The organism is Granulicella sp. dw_53, assembly GCF_018449545.1.
Classification (GTDB): domain Bacteria; phylum Acidobacteriota; class Terriglobia; order Terriglobales; family Acidobacteriaceae; genus Edaphobacter.
Genome location: NZ_JAAVUR010000014.1, coordinates 136,104 through 151,349, shown reverse-complemented (window position 1 = coordinate 151,349; position 15,246 = coordinate 136,104). Strand labels below are relative to the sequence as shown.

General features: G+C 57.3%; 14 protein-coding genes and 1 pseudogene. 1 reads left to right on the top strand and 14 read right to left on the bottom strand.

Annotated features, from left to right (window positions below; translation table 11 throughout):
- From HB393_RS25560 to HB393_RS19760, 4 genes and pseudogenes are all read right to left on the bottom strand, one after another.
- Window positions 1-897: pseudogene (locus HB393_RS25560) on the bottom strand (primosomal protein N'); the annotation flags it as partial.
- Between the two features lie 74 nt (window positions 898-971).
- Window positions 972-1,472 carry a hypothetical protein gene (locus HB393_RS19770; RefSeq protein ID WP_213806918.1) on the bottom strand — a complete coding sequence of 167 codons (501 nt, stop codon included), beginning with the start codon at window positions 1,470-1,472 and terminating at the stop codon, window positions 972-974.
- Between the two features lie 39 nt (window positions 1,473-1,511).
- The gene (locus HB393_RS19765; RefSeq protein WP_213806917.1) at window positions 1,512-2,399 is read right to left on the bottom strand and encodes a DUF692 family multinuclear iron-containing protein; all 888 of its coding nucleotides are present in this window, start codon (window positions 2,397-2,399) and stop codon (window positions 1,512-1,514) included.
- Between the two features lie 47 nt (window positions 2,400-2,446).
- Window positions 2,447-2,689: a hypothetical protein gene (locus HB393_RS19760; protein ID WP_213806916.1), complete on the bottom strand. Its 243-nt coding sequence runs from the start codon at window positions 2,687-2,689 to the stop codon at window positions 2,447-2,449.
- Window positions 2,690-3,170: 481 nt separating this feature from the next.
- Here HB393_RS19760 and HB393_RS19755 point away from each other — a divergent pair, with 481 nt between their 5' ends.
- Window positions 3,171-4,637, top strand: coding sequence for a neprosin family prolyl endopeptidase (locus tag HB393_RS19755; RefSeq protein WP_213806915.1), 1,467 nt, complete (start codon window positions 3,171-3,173; stop codon window positions 4,635-4,637).
- A 648-nt stretch (window positions 4,638-5,285) separates the two neighbouring features.
- Here HB393_RS19755 and HB393_RS19750 read toward each other — a convergent pair.
- The 10 genes from HB393_RS19750 to lptB form a co-directional block, all read right to left on the bottom strand.
- Window positions 5,286-5,894 carry a hypothetical protein gene (locus HB393_RS19750; RefSeq protein ID WP_213806914.1) on the bottom strand — a complete coding sequence of 203 codons (609 nt, stop codon included), beginning with the start codon at window positions 5,892-5,894 and terminating at the stop codon, window positions 5,286-5,288.
- A 170-nt stretch (window positions 5,895-6,064) separates the two neighbouring features.
- Window positions 6,065-6,916, bottom strand: coding sequence for a uracil-DNA glycosylase (locus HB393_RS19745; protein ID WP_213806913.1), 852 nt, complete (start codon window positions 6,914-6,916; stop codon window positions 6,065-6,067).
- A gap of 21 nt (window positions 6,917-6,937) precedes the next feature.
- Complete coding sequence (gene rpoZ / locus HB393_RS19740; protein ID WP_213806912.1) at window positions 6,938-7,147, bottom strand: DNA-directed RNA polymerase subunit omega; 210 nt, start codon at window positions 7,145-7,147, stop codon at window positions 6,938-6,940.
- An 84-nt stretch (window positions 7,148-7,231) separates the two neighbouring features.
- Window positions 7,232-7,900, bottom strand: a complete 669-nt coding sequence (gmk, locus tag HB393_RS19735) for a guanylate kinase (protein ID WP_213806911.1) — start codon at window positions 7,898-7,900, stop codon at window positions 7,232-7,234.
- A gap of 95 nt (window positions 7,901-7,995) precedes the next feature.
- Window positions 7,996-8,901 (bottom strand): YicC/YloC family endoribonuclease, encoded by a 906-nt coding sequence (locus tag HB393_RS19730; RefSeq protein ID WP_213806910.1) that lies wholly within the window; start codon window positions 8,899-8,901, stop codon window positions 7,996-7,998.
- Window positions 8,898-10,772, bottom strand: coding sequence for an ABC transporter ATP-binding protein (locus HB393_RS19725; protein ID WP_213806909.1), 1,875 nt, complete (start codon window positions 10,770-10,772; stop codon window positions 8,898-8,900). The genes HB393_RS19730 and HB393_RS19725 overlap by 4 nt, the downstream gene beginning before the upstream one ends.
- Before the next feature lie 74 nt (window positions 10,773-10,846).
- On the bottom strand, window positions 10,847-11,791 hold the full coding sequence (rapZ, locus tag HB393_RS19720; RefSeq protein ID WP_213806908.1) for an RNase adapter RapZ: 945 nt from the start codon (window positions 11,789-11,791) through the stop codon (window positions 10,847-10,849).
- A 98-nt stretch (window positions 11,792-11,889) separates the two neighbouring features.
- A complete protein-coding gene (gene raiA, locus HB393_RS19715) occupies window positions 11,890-12,525 on the bottom strand; it encodes a ribosome-associated translation inhibitor RaiA (protein ID WP_213806907.1) in 636 nt (211 codons plus the stop codon).
- A 35-nt stretch (window positions 12,526-12,560) separates the two neighbouring features.
- Window positions 12,561-14,273 carry an RNA polymerase sigma-54 factor gene (locus HB393_RS19710; RefSeq protein ID WP_213806906.1) on the bottom strand — a complete coding sequence of 571 codons (1,713 nt, stop codon included), beginning with the start codon at window positions 14,271-14,273 and terminating at the stop codon, window positions 12,561-12,563.
- Between the two features lie 241 nt (window positions 14,274-14,514).
- Complete coding sequence (lptB, locus tag HB393_RS19705) at window positions 14,515-15,243, bottom strand: LPS export ABC transporter ATP-binding protein (RefSeq protein WP_213806905.1); 729 nt, start codon at window positions 15,241-15,243, stop codon at window positions 14,515-14,517.
- Window positions 15,244-15,246 lie beyond the last annotated feature (3 nt).

Genomic DNA, 15,246 nt, shown 5'->3' with positions numbered 1-15,246 from the left:
TCCCCCTCCCCCCCCGCCCCACACCCCCTCCCTTTCACCCGCCCCGCCCCCCCCCCCCATCCCCACCAGCCCCCGCTTCACCAGCGCCCCCCGCGTCGACTCCGGCCCCCCCGCCGCCACCAGGGCAGAAGCCTGCCGCAGATCCCTCGCCCGCATCCGCCCGCCCACCGCCGCCAACTCCGCCATCACGGCAAGTTGATTCTCATTCAACCGAGGCAAACGCCCCCCGCCTTCCGCTGTAGGCCCGCTAACCCCTAACCCCTGATCCCTAACCCCTGCCGTAACCCCTGCCGTAAGCACGGCGACCCTCTCCAACCGCCGCGCATCCCTCTCCTCCGCCATCGCCTCGCGCACCAGCCACTTCTTCCGAACCATCCCATCCAGCAAGCTCTTATTAGCGCCCGTAGCCGACCGCAGCGCCCCCGCCTTCGTCGCCTCCCCACCCTCCAGATAGTTCAGCACCGCATACTCCCTGTTCTGCTCCTCCGCCGTCAGCTTCGACCGCCGCGAAGACCCCTTCGCCGCCCCCTCATACAGCACCTTGCGCCCCGCCTCACCGATCCGGTAGATCATCTGCCGCTTCACCTCCGCCCCCAGCGGCAACATCCCCCTCAAAACCTCCCCCAGCGGAGCCACATAGTACTGTGCAATCCACCCCGCAAGTTTCATCAACTCATCCGGCAACAGCGCAGCCTCGTCCAACACCTGCTGCACCGGCTTCACCTCGATCCCATCCGCCGGAGCATCCCCATGCACCCGCACCACCACCCCCATCAACCGCTGCCCCCCAAACGGCACCAGCACCCGCGCTCCCACCACCGGAACCACGCCATTCACCCCATAGGTAAACAACTGGTCCAAAGGCACCGGCAACGCAACATCGCAGTACAAAGGCATCCATCCAGCTTAACGCGAGTTCGCCCCAAAACTACGCAAGCCGCCGCCAAGCCCCATTTCTCCGGCAAACCAGCCTAGTGCACCTCAGGAAGCAACGTAACGATCCGAAACTGGTGCGGAAGGTCATAGGACACCAGAATCTGGTAGATCCCCTCCGGCGCATCCTCCTCCAGCGGCAGATCCTTCGCAAGGCTGTTCAGAATTCCATGCGGCTCCACATTCCACTGCACCGCATAACGTCCCATATCGCCCTCTCGCACCTTGCTGAGCGCCAGTTCGAACTGCGCCACCGCCGCAATCAGGCCATCGCTATGGCTGCTCATCTCCTCCAGAAACGCGGGTGCCTGCGTCTCCCGAAACGGCGAAATATTGTGCCGTTCAATAAAGCTGCTGAGCGCCGCCTCCAACAGGTTCCGCCTCTTGAGTAGGTTGAACGTGAGCCGCGCCGTCCGCTCCAGCACATAGATACGCCAGAGAAAGATATTTCTCTGTGCCTCCTCCAGATCCTTCGACGTCGCCACCCTCTGGATATAAGCATCGTCACTATCCCCCGCCTGATAAGTCGATCGAATCAAGCCCAGAAGCTTCCGTTGGTGCGCCGCAATATCCATCTCTCACCCCGTAAACGCATCGCGCAGTCGTGCCAGTTGCGCGGCAATGGCGTCATAGCCCAGGCCGGGCACCGCCTCCGGCATGAACTCATAGATCACAACCTCGGCATTCGGTGACTGTCGAACCACCTGTTGCGCCAGCGCCACCGTCGAGCTCCGCGTCAACTGCGAATGCACATCGAGCAGAAAACCGTTGTGCTCCACCCCGCACGCAACATGTAACTCTCGAACGCACTCTTTGTTCAACTCTTGTAAGAACGCTTGAACGTCGAACCCATGATTGTGCGCATCGCACTCCAGGTTGTACACATCGAGAATCAGGCCGCACCCCGTCCTCTCCGTCAACGCATTTAAAAAGCCCGCGTCGTTGTAATCGCCAGGAAAATCCGGAATCACATGAACGATGTTCTCCAGCAGAAACGGCATGCGGTAGCGATCCTGAATCGCATTCACCCGCTCGCACACCATCGTCAACGCCTCTTCGGTCTTCGGCATCGCCAGCATGATTCCCAGGTGCTCTCCATCGACCTTCGTATATCCCAGATGCTCGCTATGCCACGCCACATCGACCTGCTCGGTAAAGTCATCCAGAAGATCCAGGTAAGTAGGAGACCAACCTTCATGCGAGCCAATCGAAAGACCGACGCCATGTACGATAATCTGCGCCGCGTCGCCTATGTCGCGGATCTCTTCCATCACCTCTTCGCTCAAGGCAATCTTCCCGTCCTTCACCTCGGCGATAGTCTCCAGCGTCACTTCGATATAGTCGACAAGGGGCAGCATGCACTCCAGAAGACTTGGGTCGCGCCCCTCGTAAGTAGCTCCTAGAGCTACTTGGGAACGTGCTCCACCTTCAACAGACCTGCGATCGATAGCCATCTCATGTAGCATGCTCGGCTCCTTGTCGACTACATCTTGCAACGCAGAAATGGCCCGTTTTACTCATGAATCATGACACCTGCCTGGATATGTGGAATCTGGGTCAACTCCGTCAGCGCGGGATCTCCCCGCACGAAGCTGATATCGAATCCAGTCAGACCACAGTTACAACCACCCTTTGTAATTTGCTTGATCGATCGGTCCAGCGCGGCGTGAAGGTCTTCCAGCGTGACCTTGCCCTCTGCGACCACAACCTTAAGGTGGCTGCTCTTTACTGCAGTTACTCCGTTTTTTATCTCCATCGTTCTTCTCCTTGGTAGTAGGTTCATCGCGAAGATGACGCCGACACTCCCAGGAATCTACGACTAGGTCGTGCCTTGGCCCGCTCCGATGGAACGCAATTGTACGCCGCATTCCGGAGCCATCTCAAAGTATTTATCGAACAAAGGACCGGCGTGGAGTTACAGCCGAAGCAGGTCAAGTTACAGCCGAAACGTAGGCCCGCCGCACCTGCTGTTGTAACTCTTTCGGACACGTATCCTACGACTCTTATCGCAAGGTCAGTAGATCAAGAAGATCTATCTCCGCGACATCGCGCTCTCAAACACCGCATTCTCAAACACTCCTGCATTCAATGTTCCAACCTTCCGAAGACCGCTCGCGAATTGCAGAATAAACTTCTCTCTCCTTTGTCTATACAGGTGCGAGACACAGGGCATCGATACAGCTAACACGCTTTGTATCGACAGTTACAACCGTTCGACTTTAAAAGGGAGAGTTCCAATGTCACATAAGTCCCGCCTCAATTCGTACACAGATCATCCAAACATCACTACCCTTATTCAGCGAGTAGCCATCGGACTGGCATTAGTCATCTCCATCCCTGGAAGGCAAGCTTCAGCACAATCGGAGGACACCAAATTTTTGCTTTACAGCGATTTCCTGACCAATATCCGGACTGCGAAGGCCAGCGACTTCGTCGCCCAAACAGGCGCCAAAACAACCCAGGTGTCCTTGGAGAGCAAGACCGTCTCTACGTCCGCATCGAAGGTCAAGAGCGAAGCCGCCTTCGAAGAGATGCGCAAGGCAATCCTAGAAAGATATAGCGGGATAGAGACTGTAAACCACACCTTTATGGTCGGAAACCAGCTCTACGACTGCATCCCTGTCAATCAGCAGCCTACGCTCCGCAAATACCACATCACCAAAGTTGCTTCAGTGCCACCATCGCTCGGGCCTGCGGCCAAGCAGAATCAGGAGCTCGTAGGTGCCGATGCTGGCACGTTGCTGGCTCCCTCCGCACCTGAATTCGATCAATACGGCAACCCCACGCATTGCAATGTGAACATGATTCCCTTACTCCGGCCCTCACTCGAAATGATGACCGCCTTTCCAACCTTGAAGGACTTCTATACCAAGCATCCATCCGCCCGTCAGATCGCTCTATCGAAGCAGCAACCGACAAATGCAGTGCTAACCAACGCCTCCTTCCAGCCTCCGGTATCGGCATCAGGAAACGATGGACTCACCAAGGGCGCATATATGTACCAGACCGTGGACAATCTCGGGGGCAGTACCTTAATCGCTGTCGAAAACCCGGAAGTGAATACAGCGGATGGCCAGATTATGTCCACCTCCCAGGTATGGTTTGAAGCAGGCATGGGCGACACTCTTCAAACCGTCGAAGCGGGTTGGGCCGTCGATCCCAGGCGGCTCGGAGATGCAAAGTCTCACTTCTTCATCTACGCCACGTCGGATAACAACCAGACCGGCTGCTTCAATAATCTCTGTAATAACTTCATCCAGGTGAACGCATTCGCGCTCTTGGGCCAGGAGCTCAATCCAAGCGCAAACCCTGACATAGCGGCAGTCCTGCCCCTGACGTACATGCAGGTAAATGGCGACTGGTGGCTCCTCTCCGGCCCGGAACCTTTAGGCTACTTCCCCAAAGAGAGCTTTAACGGCGGTCCGCTCACCCGGCACGCGCAACAAATTACCCTCGGCACGGAAGGAACCGGCTCCACCAGCTGGCCTCAGGAAGGCAACGCCTGCCTCCCCACCGACTCCGACTGCAGCGCTTCATTCCAGGCCAACCTCCAATACATCGATCCCTCTGGGAATATGGTTCCGGATAAGCTCTCACCCATCGCTACGGCATCCGCCTGCTACGACACCGATGGCCCCTCTACGGATGAACAGATCAAAGGATACTTCTACGTAGGCGGACCCGGTGGACCGAACTGCCAGTAGACCGATACATCGCCGGAGACCACGAAAGGCCCGCACGTCTGTGCGGGCCTTTCCTCTGCGCAGAGGAGACGAATCCCATGTCCACATCACCTCGAGCGCGCAAATTCGATCACCTTGTGGAAAAAGACCGCCAAATTCTTGTCAAGCCCGAAATCGGCCTAACTATTGACCCACCGCGAGATAAAAGTGGCACTTTAGTTATGGTCGACTCGGTACAATTAAAACAGTGAATGAGAAAGCCTAAGCCTTCTCCCACACAGCGCAGAACAGCACATTCATAGCCCCGTCACGAGATTCGAATCACCGCCCTTCGCGGTCATCGAGCCTCCCGCCGGGGCTAAACCGTTTGTAATGAACTATTTGGACGTAACGCAAATAGAATGAAGATTTTGAAAGGAGAGGCGCAGCGCATCTGATTGCAAGTAAACGGGTTACCCGCGGGCAAGGGGGAGGGGGGGTCGCAGGGGACTCAGGCACGGCTAGAAACACCATCGGACCGGGCGGCCCACTTACTCGGCCAGCCCGACCATAGTCCATCTGTCACTCTGCAGCAAAATTGTTGGTCGTTCCGTAGCGAAGCGAAGGAATCTGCGGTTCACAATGCTCAACGAACCCAGAAGCCACGCGCCCATCATCTTGTAATCGCGGCTAGTATCTCTGGTGCCGGTGATGGTTGAAGTCGAAGCGATAAACGATAGCGCCCGTTGTCGCCTTGGAATTCAGGTGTCCGATGCCGAGGATTGGCGTCGAATACCGCTGTATCTGAAAGTCCGCCTTCAAGGAGAAGTGATTGGTAATATCCAGATCCGCGCCGATGCCTGGAGAGTACACCAAGCCAGTAGTCCTGATGTAGAAGATGGAACCAGTAGCATCAGGATAGGGGCGCGAATAATCGACAGCCCCACGTCCTACCAGAAAGTCGACGTAAGGATGGAGGCGCCCAAAGTCCTTCTGCACCTTCAAACCGGCCACGACGTTCTTCTCACTCGCAATGTGGCCTTTCTTGATTGGAAAGGTTCCACGCACTTCAATGGATGGATTGAGGCGAAAGAAACTCCGAAACCCGAGATCAGCTCCAGCCGTGACATCGAGGTTCTTTCCGCCCAGCAGACCAGTAAAGTTCCCAGTTCCGCCACCGAAGACTGAAAGCTGGTAACCTTGGGACGCAGTCGGAGTAGCTTGCGCGTGGCCATAAACGGCAATCGTGGAAACTAGAACAATAAACCCTAGCCTTACTGCCCTTAGACTTCGAATCATCCGGCTCCTATCTGCTCTCTCTCAGAATCGCTCAAGTTGAGCTGCCCGGAGCCTCTGAATTGAAAGCTCCTCAATCCAGTCTCTCTCAAGATAGCCCACAACCAAGTGCAACTTAAGTTTTATAAAGACTATTGGACAAAATTAATGAAGCAGGAGTAAATACCAGAGCACTACGCTTTGGCCTTCAACCCTAGCTCCGCCATCACCATCTGTAGATCCTTCCAGGCTTCGCCCTTCTGCCTCGGATCGCGCAGAAGGAACGCCGGATGATACGTTACCGCCAGCTTTGCCCCTCGGCAGCTATGCCAGCGTCCTCGCAGCCCAGCCAGCGACTGCTTCACTCCTAAAAGGTATGATGCAGCCGTCGAGCCTAACGCAACAACAACCTGCGGTTGCACCACATCCAACTGCCTGAGTAGGAACTGTGAGCACGTATTCGCCTCCACCGGCTCCGGAACCCGGTTTGCTGGCGGTCTGCACTTCACAACGTTCGCGATGTACACCTCTTCACGCTTCAAACCCATCGCGTTGATCATATTGTTGAGCAATTGGCCTGCTTTTCCCACAAATGGCACGCCAGACGCATCCTCATCGGCTCCGGGACCTTCGCCCACGAACATCAATCGAGCCTTCGGATCGCCATCGCCAAACACGATCTTCCGCCGCCCCGCATACGCCAGCGGACACCGCGTGCAATCCCCAATCTCCTCTTGAATCCCCTTCAAAGCCTCGGCCCGGTGCTCCACCGCCACCCGAACCTCTGGCAAAGGCGCCAGATCATTAAAACTAACCAGCTTCAAACCCAGTCCCTCAACCGGACTCCGCGCAACAGGCCGAGTCACAGCCGCAATAGTACGTTCCACCACATCAACAGGAGCCGAAACCCTCTCCAGTTCAACCGCAGCAACCGATTCGGGCCAAACGGCCGTTCCAGGCTCTCCCCTGCGATAGAAGTCGTACACGCCCAGATCACGAAAGTATTCGACGTAGGCCCGCAGTTGCCTCTGTACATCATCTGCCATCGTTCTATGCTACGCGATTGCTTAGTTTGGGAGAATCAGCGGAGGTTCGACCAACTGCACAGGAAGCACAAACTTCACATGCCCCTGTTCGATCTCGTCCTGCGCGACGCGGCAAGCCTTCATCGACTTCGCCACGATCAGCGGAGCCGCACCCGACTGCAACTGACGGGCACGACGTGCGGCACCCTTTACCAGGCTGTACTTATTGTGGAATGCACTCTCAGTGGTCATGCGTTTCCCCCCGTGGCTAAATTGTATGCGTAGCTCGAATCTAACTCAGTTATGGGAATCTTGCAGAAAATTCGTAAAGAAAATTTACCTGGCATGAATATGGAAGGTATCCAGCGCCTCTCGCAGACGAGGCGAAACGGCATCCGTGCGGCAACTCGATGCGATCGCCTGAATGCCATCCCCGAGACCGCGCTCGCATAAAACGATCGCCCGCATCTCCGCGACCGCCTGATCCAGGACATCATTCACCAGCGCGTACTTATAGCTTCGAATCTGCTTTAACTCATGCTCTGCTTCAGCGAGCCGCTTCTCGATCACCGCCTCCGAGGTCATCTTCTCTGCCTCGCTCCGGTTTCGCAGCCGCATCTCCAGTATCTTCGGACTCGGAGGAAGGATAAAGATCGACACTGCCGCAGGCAGCTTCTGCATCACCTGCATCGCACCCTGCACATCGATATCCAGCAATAGATCCTTGCCCAGCCTGCGCGCGTGCTCGAGCGCGGACAACGCCGTCCCATAGTAGTTCCCGAAGACCTCAGCCCACTCCAGAAACTCCTCCGCGGCGATCATCGCCTCGAACCGCTCCCGGGTCGTAAAGTGATACTCCCGTCCGTCCTCCTCCGACCCTCGGGGAGCCCGAGTCGTATAGGAGACCGAAAAGTCCAGCCCTTCCACCAGCGTCCGAAGCTGGGTCACCAACGTCGACTTGCCCGACCCCGACGGCGCTGAGATGATAAAAAGAATTCCTGCCATGCCCCTCTAGTCCACCCTCACCAATCCAATGTCAGTGTACCCGCGCAATTGCCGCTCCTTGCAACTCAAATCTCTCCCAAGACTCTCTTCGGCCATCACTCGAGATTCTGTACCTGCTCCCGCGCCCTCTCGATCTCTGCCTTCATCTCCAGGCCTAACTCCGTGATCCTCAGCCCATTGCTTCCCGTCGCTCCGCTGGTCTTCGAGAGCATGGTGTTGGCCTCGCGATTCAACTCCTGCAGTAGAAAGTCGAGTCTCTTGCCCAGTTCGCCCCCCTCATCCAGCATCGCCAGGAAGCGCTCCACATGCGTCCGCAGACGCACCACCTCTTCCTCGATATCGCTGCGCTCAGCCAGCAGAGCGGCCTCCGCAAGCAGCCTCTCCTCGCTAACGGGAACACCTTTTGTGAGCTCTGCAATCCGCCCCCGCAGCCGCTCGAACTGGACATCGCGCACGCTGCCCCGCAGCTCCGCGACTTCGACCGCGAACTCGCCCAGCCTCGCCATGGAGGCCCGCAACTCCGTCGCAAGCGCCTCACCCTCCTGCGCCCGCATCTCATCCAGCCGAGCCAAGACAGGTCCAAGCTGCTCTAGAACCGCCTGTTCCAGCCCAACCATATCGTCCTTGTTGAGACCGTTCTCGGCACTCATCACCCCAGGAACACGCAGCAGCATATTCAGATCCGGCTCTGCGGCGACTTCATGCAGCGCAGCAGCATCCCTATAGGCCTGGACATAGGCATCCAGCAGCTCGCGGTTCAACTGAATCTGCCCGCCAACCCTGCGCTCGACCTGCAACGTTACCTCGACGTGTCCTCGCCGAAGCCGCTCCTTCAGCATGCGCCGCATTTGAACCTCGAGCGCATCGCACTGCGAAGGCAAGCGCAGGTTCAGATCCAGAAATCGATGGTTGACACTCTTGACCATCAACGTAAATCCGCCCTGCCCTTGCAACAAACCCTGCACACTTGCGAAGCCAGTCATGGAGAAGATCGCGCTCATGCAATTCCCTCCACACCAGTCGCCATCACCACATCATCGCTCTCACCGGGCGCCAGCTCATCCCCGCTGAACTGCAGATTGTAGAGCCGCTGGTAGGTTCCTGACTGTTGTAGAAGCTCCTCATGCGTCCCGATCTCAGTAATCGATCCGCTCTCAATCACGGCAATTCGAGTCGCTCTCCTCACCGTGGAGAGCCGATGTGCGATGACAAATACCGTTCTGCCCTTCATCAAATTGGCCAGAGCCGCCTGGACATATTGCTCACTCTCCACATCCAGAGCCGACGTAGCCTCATCCAAAATCAGAATGGGCGCGTTCTTCAAAATCGCCCGCGCAATCGCCAACCTCTGCCGCTCTCCTCCACTCAACCGCGTCCCCTTCTCGCCCACCCTTGTGTTGTACCCTTCAGGCATGTTCAGGATGAACTCGTGGGCCAGCGCCATGCGGGCGGCCTCTTCCACGCGGCTCATCGGAACATCCGGCTGCCCATAAGCAATATTGTTCCTCACCGTATCGTTGAAGAGAACCGTCTCCTGCGTGACCTTTCCGATCTGAGCCCTTAGGGACGCGATCGTCACATCCCGAAGGTCGTGTCCATCGATCAGAATGCGTCCCTCGTTCACGTCGAAGAAGCGCGGAATCAGGTTCACCAGCGAGGACTTTCCAGCTCCGCTCGGCCCCACAAAGGCGATCACCTCGCCCGGCTGCACCGTCAGATTGATCCCGTGCAGAACCTGCTTTACCTCTCCATCGCCCTGGTAGGCAAAGCCGACGTCCTCGAACTGGATGCCGTCCTTGAACTCCTTCAACACAAACGCACGCTTCTTTTCGCGAACATCATCCTGCGCATCCATGAACTTAAAGATCTCTTCACTGGCGCCCAGCGCCTGCTGGAAGCTGTTGTAGAACATCGCGAACTTTCGCACCGGATCGTAGAGCGTAAACACCGCGAACAGAAACGCGATGAAGTCGCCCTTCGTCATCCGGTGGGTGATAATTTGCGCCCGACCGATCCACAGCAACAGCGCGATCGCAATCGACCCGATCGCATCCATCAACGGCGAACTGATCGCCTGTACGCTCACCGACTTCAGGTTCGCGCGAAACAAACGTCGCGCAGCCCGCCGAAACCGGTTCATCTCCCACAACTCCATCCCAAACGCCTTCACGATGCGATTGCCTGTGATCGTCTCGTGAAGAATGTTCTGGATCTCTGCGAGTTTGTCTTGCCCCTTCCGCGTCGTCTGCCGTACACGCCGGCCGATTCGCCGAGCCGAAGAGATTACGACCGGCACGAACAGCAACAGCACCCAAGCCAGCTTTCCCCCCAGAAAGATCACCGCGCCGATCATAAAGATCAGCGTGAAGAGCTGCTGTAGAAACTCTCCCAACACACTCGACATCGCGGTCTGCACCCGCTCGATATCGTTGATCAAAGTGGAGAGCAGCGTCCCCGTCGTATTCTTCTGGAAGAACCCCACCGATCGCCGCAACACCGCGTTATAGAGATCGTTCCGCAGGTCGGTGATCATGCCGAAGCCCGCATAGTTCACCAGGTAAGTTCCGGCGTAATCGCACAACGACTTGATGACCGCGGAGACCACCAATGCATAGGCCACCACGGTCCACGCATTATGTAACCGGCTCGGAACTAGAAAATGTAGATTGAGCTCACGCGCCAAGTGTGGCACATGGAAGATCAGCACATCACCCCAGGGAGACTCCGGGCTCAGCACCTGGTCGAAGATCGGCTTGACCAGCATGATGCGGAAGGCGGCCATCGCCCCGACCGTCGCCATCAAGACCACAGACGCCAGCGAGTACAGCGCATACGGTCGAACGTACAGAAGCAATCGCCAGATGCGCTTCAAGCCATCACACTCCCGATCGTTCTCGTCATCCTGCGCATCCTACTATTCTAGTGCGTCCCTGGCCGGGATCACACCTACCGCGGCATATCCCGGTGTGCCGTCTTCACGCGATATCCATTTGCTATCAGCCGTTTCTTCATCTCTTCCGCGATGAACACCGATCGATGCTGTCCGCCGGTACATCCGAATGCCACCGTCAGATAGCTCTTCCCTTCCTTGATGTAGTGCGGCAGCAGGAAGGTAAGCATATCCGTCGTCTTATCCAGAAACTCCTGCGTCTGCGGAAATTGCCGTACATACTTCGCGACCTTGGGATGCTTGCCTGTCAGTTTGCGAAACTCCGGAATGAAGTGGGGATTCGGAAGAAACCGCACATCGAAGACCAGATCCGCCTCGGAGGGCACGCCGTTCTTGAAGCCAAAGCTCGTCGAAGAGATCGTAAGATTCCGGTCGCTCTCCTCACGCTCGAACTGTGCGTTGATGTGGGCCCGCAGATCGTGCACATTGAACTTCGTCGTATCGAGCACGATGTCCGCGACGTTTCGGATCGGATCGAGCCGCTTCCGTTCTGCCTTGATCGAGCGGAGGACCGTCTCGCTGCGTCCCATCGGATGCGGCCTGCGCGTCTCCGAAAAACGCCGCACCAGCGCATCGTCGCTGGCCTCCAGAAACACCACACGCGTCGGAAGGATCTTGCGCACCTTCTTGAGGATCGCCGGAAACTCATCCAGCCGCATCCCCTCGCGCACATCCACGACCAGCGCGGCGCGTTGGCCTTCCTTCGACTGCCGGATCAGATCCGCGAACCGTGGCACCAGGTCCAACGGAAGGTTATCGACCGAATAGTACCCAAGATCCTCGAAGGACTTGAGCGCCGAGAGCTTGCCGGAACCGGACATGCCCGTCAGGATGACTAACTCACCCTGCGGCTTCGGTCCCGGCGCCGGTTGCTCGGCCTTTGGCTGTAAAACCCTTTTCCGTACAGACTTCTTCGCTTGCTTCACTTGCTTGCCTGCCATGCCGAAATCCTAGCACTCGCGGAGACACTGGGCTATTTCAGCGGCAGATCACCGCAAATTTAGCCCGCTGAGAGAATGTGAGGACCAAAGCCTCCCGGCTAAGGAATCTCGATCAATTCCATCTTTCCGTCGCGCTTCCGGTGAAGAACCATCGCCTGACCGAGGTGGTCGCGGAAGACAAATACGTCGCGATCGCGGAACGCCGCCTCCTTCACCGCCTCCTCCAGCGACATCGGCCGTAGCGCCACCGAATCGGAGGAGCGGACCACATGCGGCTCCGGCAAGGGCGAACGAGAGGGAAACGAGTGCACCAGCATCGGCACTGCCTTCCGTCCGATGCTGCTCTTGGCCGCGGCCTTCTTCAGCGAGACCTTCACCGTCTCCACCGGCTCGACGACCTCCTCCAAAGTGCCCTTCGGCCCCTTGGCTCCAGCCTTGGAGTGCCGCTTGATGGTCGTCGTCTTCTGCTTATGGCGAATCGCCTGCTGTTCGATCTTGCTCAATGCGTCGTGCAGGACCACGACCATCTCGGTCCCCTCGCACTTCACCACCAACTTGTCGGTCCGGGTCTTCAACGTGATCTCGGCGCTCTGCCGATACTTCTCCGTCGTCAGAATCACATGCACGCTGCAGGCGCTGCCAACAATCTTGGCAACACGATCCAGTCCGGCATCGGCCATCGTCTTCAGCTTCTTCGTAATGGTTGTTTGTCTACCGGTGTACTCAATTTCCATGCACTCACCTCGTACCATCTAAAATACGCTGTCGGTCAGCGTACACGACGTTGGTGTGTACTAGGAATCTGCATATCTTCGCGGTACTTCGCTACCGTTCGGCGAGTCACCTGAATTCCCTGCCGTTGCAGCTCCGCCGCGAGCTGATCGTCCGTCAACGGCTTGCGCTCGTCTTCGTCTTCGATCAGCTTTTTGACCTTCCGCTTCAGAAGAACCAGCGGCAGATCCCCGCCCTCCGGCCCATTCACGCCCTCGGAGAAGAAAAACCGTAACTCGAACACGCCCTGCGACGTATGGACGTATTTGTTCGCCACCGCGCGGCTCACCGTGGAGGGATGAACCCCAATCTCCTCCGCCACCTCTTTGATCATCATCGGCTTCAGAGCCTCAACCCCATGCTCCAGAAACTCCTGCTGCCGCCGCACAATCACGTCGCAGGTCCGCACAATCGTGTTCTTCCGCTGCTCGATGTTGCGCAGCAGTTGGATCGCGGACTTGTAACGCTCCTTGACGTATTCTTTGACCTCTTTTTCCGTCTTCTTCTCCCGCAGCATCTTCCGATAGCCCTGGTTCAATCGAAGCGCCGGCATATCCTCTTCGTTCATCAGAACGACGTAAACATCGTCGCGCTTCACAAACGCCACGTCCGGCTCGATCAACCGGGTCTCCGTCTCGTTGTACTGCTGGCCGGGCCGCGGATCCAGCGTCCGGATAAACTCCACCGCCGCCATCACCTCTTCAGCGGAGCGCCCGCAGGATCGGGTCAGCTCGCGCATATCCTTCTTCTGCAACAGCGGCAGGCACTGCGACACGATGTGCGCGCCAATCTCGAAGAGATCGGACCGGTCATGCACCTTTCCGTTGGAAGTGATCGGCGCCTCGCCTTCATAGCCCGCGCCGTTGCTGCTCGCGGCGTTCTTCTGGCGCCGCTTCAATACCAGCGCCGCCTCCGCCCGCTGCGCGTCGATCTGGATGAGCAGGCACTCCTTCAGATCTCTCGCGCCGACTCCTACAGGGTCGAGATAGTTCACGATCTTTCGCGCCTGCTGAATAATCTCCAGGGCCGAGACTCTCGCCTCATCCGCGCCGGCTGCTAGATCCACAGAAGCTGCACCGTTGGTCTTCTCGAGCTGCTCCTCACCCGAATGCGAGAGCTCGCCATCCCGGGGCTTCATGCCACGTTCGAAGGGAATAGGCTCAGTCCGCGTAGAGGACAGAAACTGCAGCAGCGCATCGGCGAGCTCTTCATCGCTGGCCACCAGGTAACCCGTCTCGTTCAGATTGCCTACCACCAGGTCCGTCGCAAAGCGAAGCGCAGGCGTCAGCGACAGCGATCCCAGTTGCCACGCAAGATGGTCGCTCAAAGAGCTGGGCTGAGAGAGAAAGTTCTCAAAGGAGGGTTTGTCGTACTCTTCGAAGTTCGAGGCGGTCTTGAACCCCGGGTCCAGGTAATCCTGAAAATAGCTTCCAAAATCGATCTCATCAAAAGGATCTTTTTCGACCCGTTCCCCTTCGGCGGCGACCTCCTGGGCGGAACGCTCCCGGTCGCCCTCTTGTCCGGATCGCTCGTCGAGCGTCAGAGAGGACTCTTCCAGCTCCTCCAGCACGGGATTCTCCACCATCTCCGTGTTGATCATCTCCTTCAACTCAAGCTTGTTCAGCGCGAGGACGCTGACCATCTGCACAAGCCCTGGCGTGAGCACCTGGCGTTGCGAGACCTTCAAATTCAGCTTGGGTTGCAGCTGCACGTATCTACCTTTCTGAACACCCCGGAGAATTTTGCGGAATAAGGTGTTTTCGTTTGGCGCTCATCGTGCAAGCGTGGCTACACAACCTCTTCAACTCCAGGCTTCGCCACAGTCTACACAACATCGCTTCCGCTTGGCTGTAAGTCTACCCTCAGACCTGGGCTCTACGGAGTGCATCGATAGCAACCGGGTACTGCAACGGAAGTTGTATGCCAACCTCCGCCATACCCAACCATATAACCTAATCCATGGAAAATTTATCACCCAGGTAGATTCGTCGCACCTCAGGATCACGCCCCAGCTCTCCAGGCGTTCCCGTGCGAAAGATCTTGCCTTCGTTGATGATATAAGCTCGATCCGTCACGGCCAACGTCTCTTTCACATTGTGATCCGTGATCAGCACACCAATTCCGCTCCGCTTTAACCCGAATATAATTTCTTGTAAATCCAGAACCGCAATCGGGTCAATACCGGAAAAAGGCTCGTCCAGCAAGATGAAGGCTGGCTGAATCGCAAGGCACCGCGCGATCTCAACGCGTCTCCGTTCGCCTCCGCTCAGCGCATATCCCCGGGTCTTGCGGACGTGCCCAAGGTTCAACTGTTCTATGAGTTTCTCTGTACGCGTCCTGCGGCTCTCCCAGCTCAGATCCTGGGCCTCAAGGACGGCCAGGATATTATCCTCTACCGTCAGCTTGCGAAACACCGAGGGCTCCTGCGGTAGATAGCTGATTCCATGGTTCCGCGCCCGCAGATACATCGGCAGCCGCGAGATGTCATGCTCGTCCATCAGCACACGGCCCGCGTCCGGCCGCACCAGCCCCACGATCATGTAGAAGCTCGTCGTCTTGCCCGCCCCATTCGGCCCCAGCAAGCCCACCACCTCGCCCTGCTCGATCTTCAAGGTCACGCCTCGAACTACCTGGCGGCCACCGTACGACTTTCCAATCTCTTCGGTCGACAACGTCCTCATAAG

Excerpts from the sequence above, each read along its gene's own strand:
- rapZ (WP_213806908.1), bottom strand. The coding sequence starts at position 11,791 with ATGGCAGGCAAGCAAGTGAAGCAAGCGAAGAAGTCTGTACGGAAAAGG.
- HB393_RS19760 (WP_213806916.1), bottom strand. The coding sequence starts at position 2,689 with ATGGAGATAAAAAACGGAGTAACTGCAGTAAAGAGCAGCCACCTTAAG.
- HB393_RS19755 (WP_213806915.1), top strand. The coding sequence starts at position 3,171 with ATGTCACATAAGTCCCGCCTCAATTCGTACACAGATCATCCAAACATC.
- HB393_RS19750 (WP_213806914.1), bottom strand. The coding sequence starts at position 5,894 with ATGATTCGAAGTCTAAGGGCAGTAAGGCTAGGGTTTATTGTTCTAGTT.
- raiA (WP_213806907.1), bottom strand. The coding sequence starts at position 12,525 with ATGGAAATTGAGTACACCGGTAGACAAACAACCATTACGAAGAAGCTG.
- gmk (WP_213806911.1), bottom strand. The coding sequence starts at position 7,900 with ATGGCAGGAATTCTTTTTATCATCTCAGCGCCGTCGGGGTCGGGCAAG.
- rpoZ (WP_213806912.1), bottom strand. The coding sequence starts at position 7,147 with ATGACCACTGAGAGTGCATTCCACAATAAGTACAGCCTGGTAAAGGGT.
- lptB (WP_213806905.1), bottom strand. The coding sequence starts at position 15,243 with ATGAGGACGTTGTCGACCGAAGAGATTGGAAAGTCGTACGGTGGCCGC.
- HB393_RS19745 (WP_213806913.1), bottom strand. The coding sequence starts at position 6,916 with ATGGCAGATGATGTACAGAGGCAACTGCGGGCCTACGTCGAATACTTT.
- HB393_RS19730 (WP_213806910.1), bottom strand. The coding sequence starts at position 8,901 with ATGAGCGCGATCTTCTCCATGACTGGCTTCGCAAGTGTGCAGGGTTTG.
- HB393_RS19765 (WP_213806917.1), bottom strand. The coding sequence starts at position 2,399 with ATGCTACATGAGATGGCTATCGATCGCAGGTCTGTTGAAGGTGGAGCA.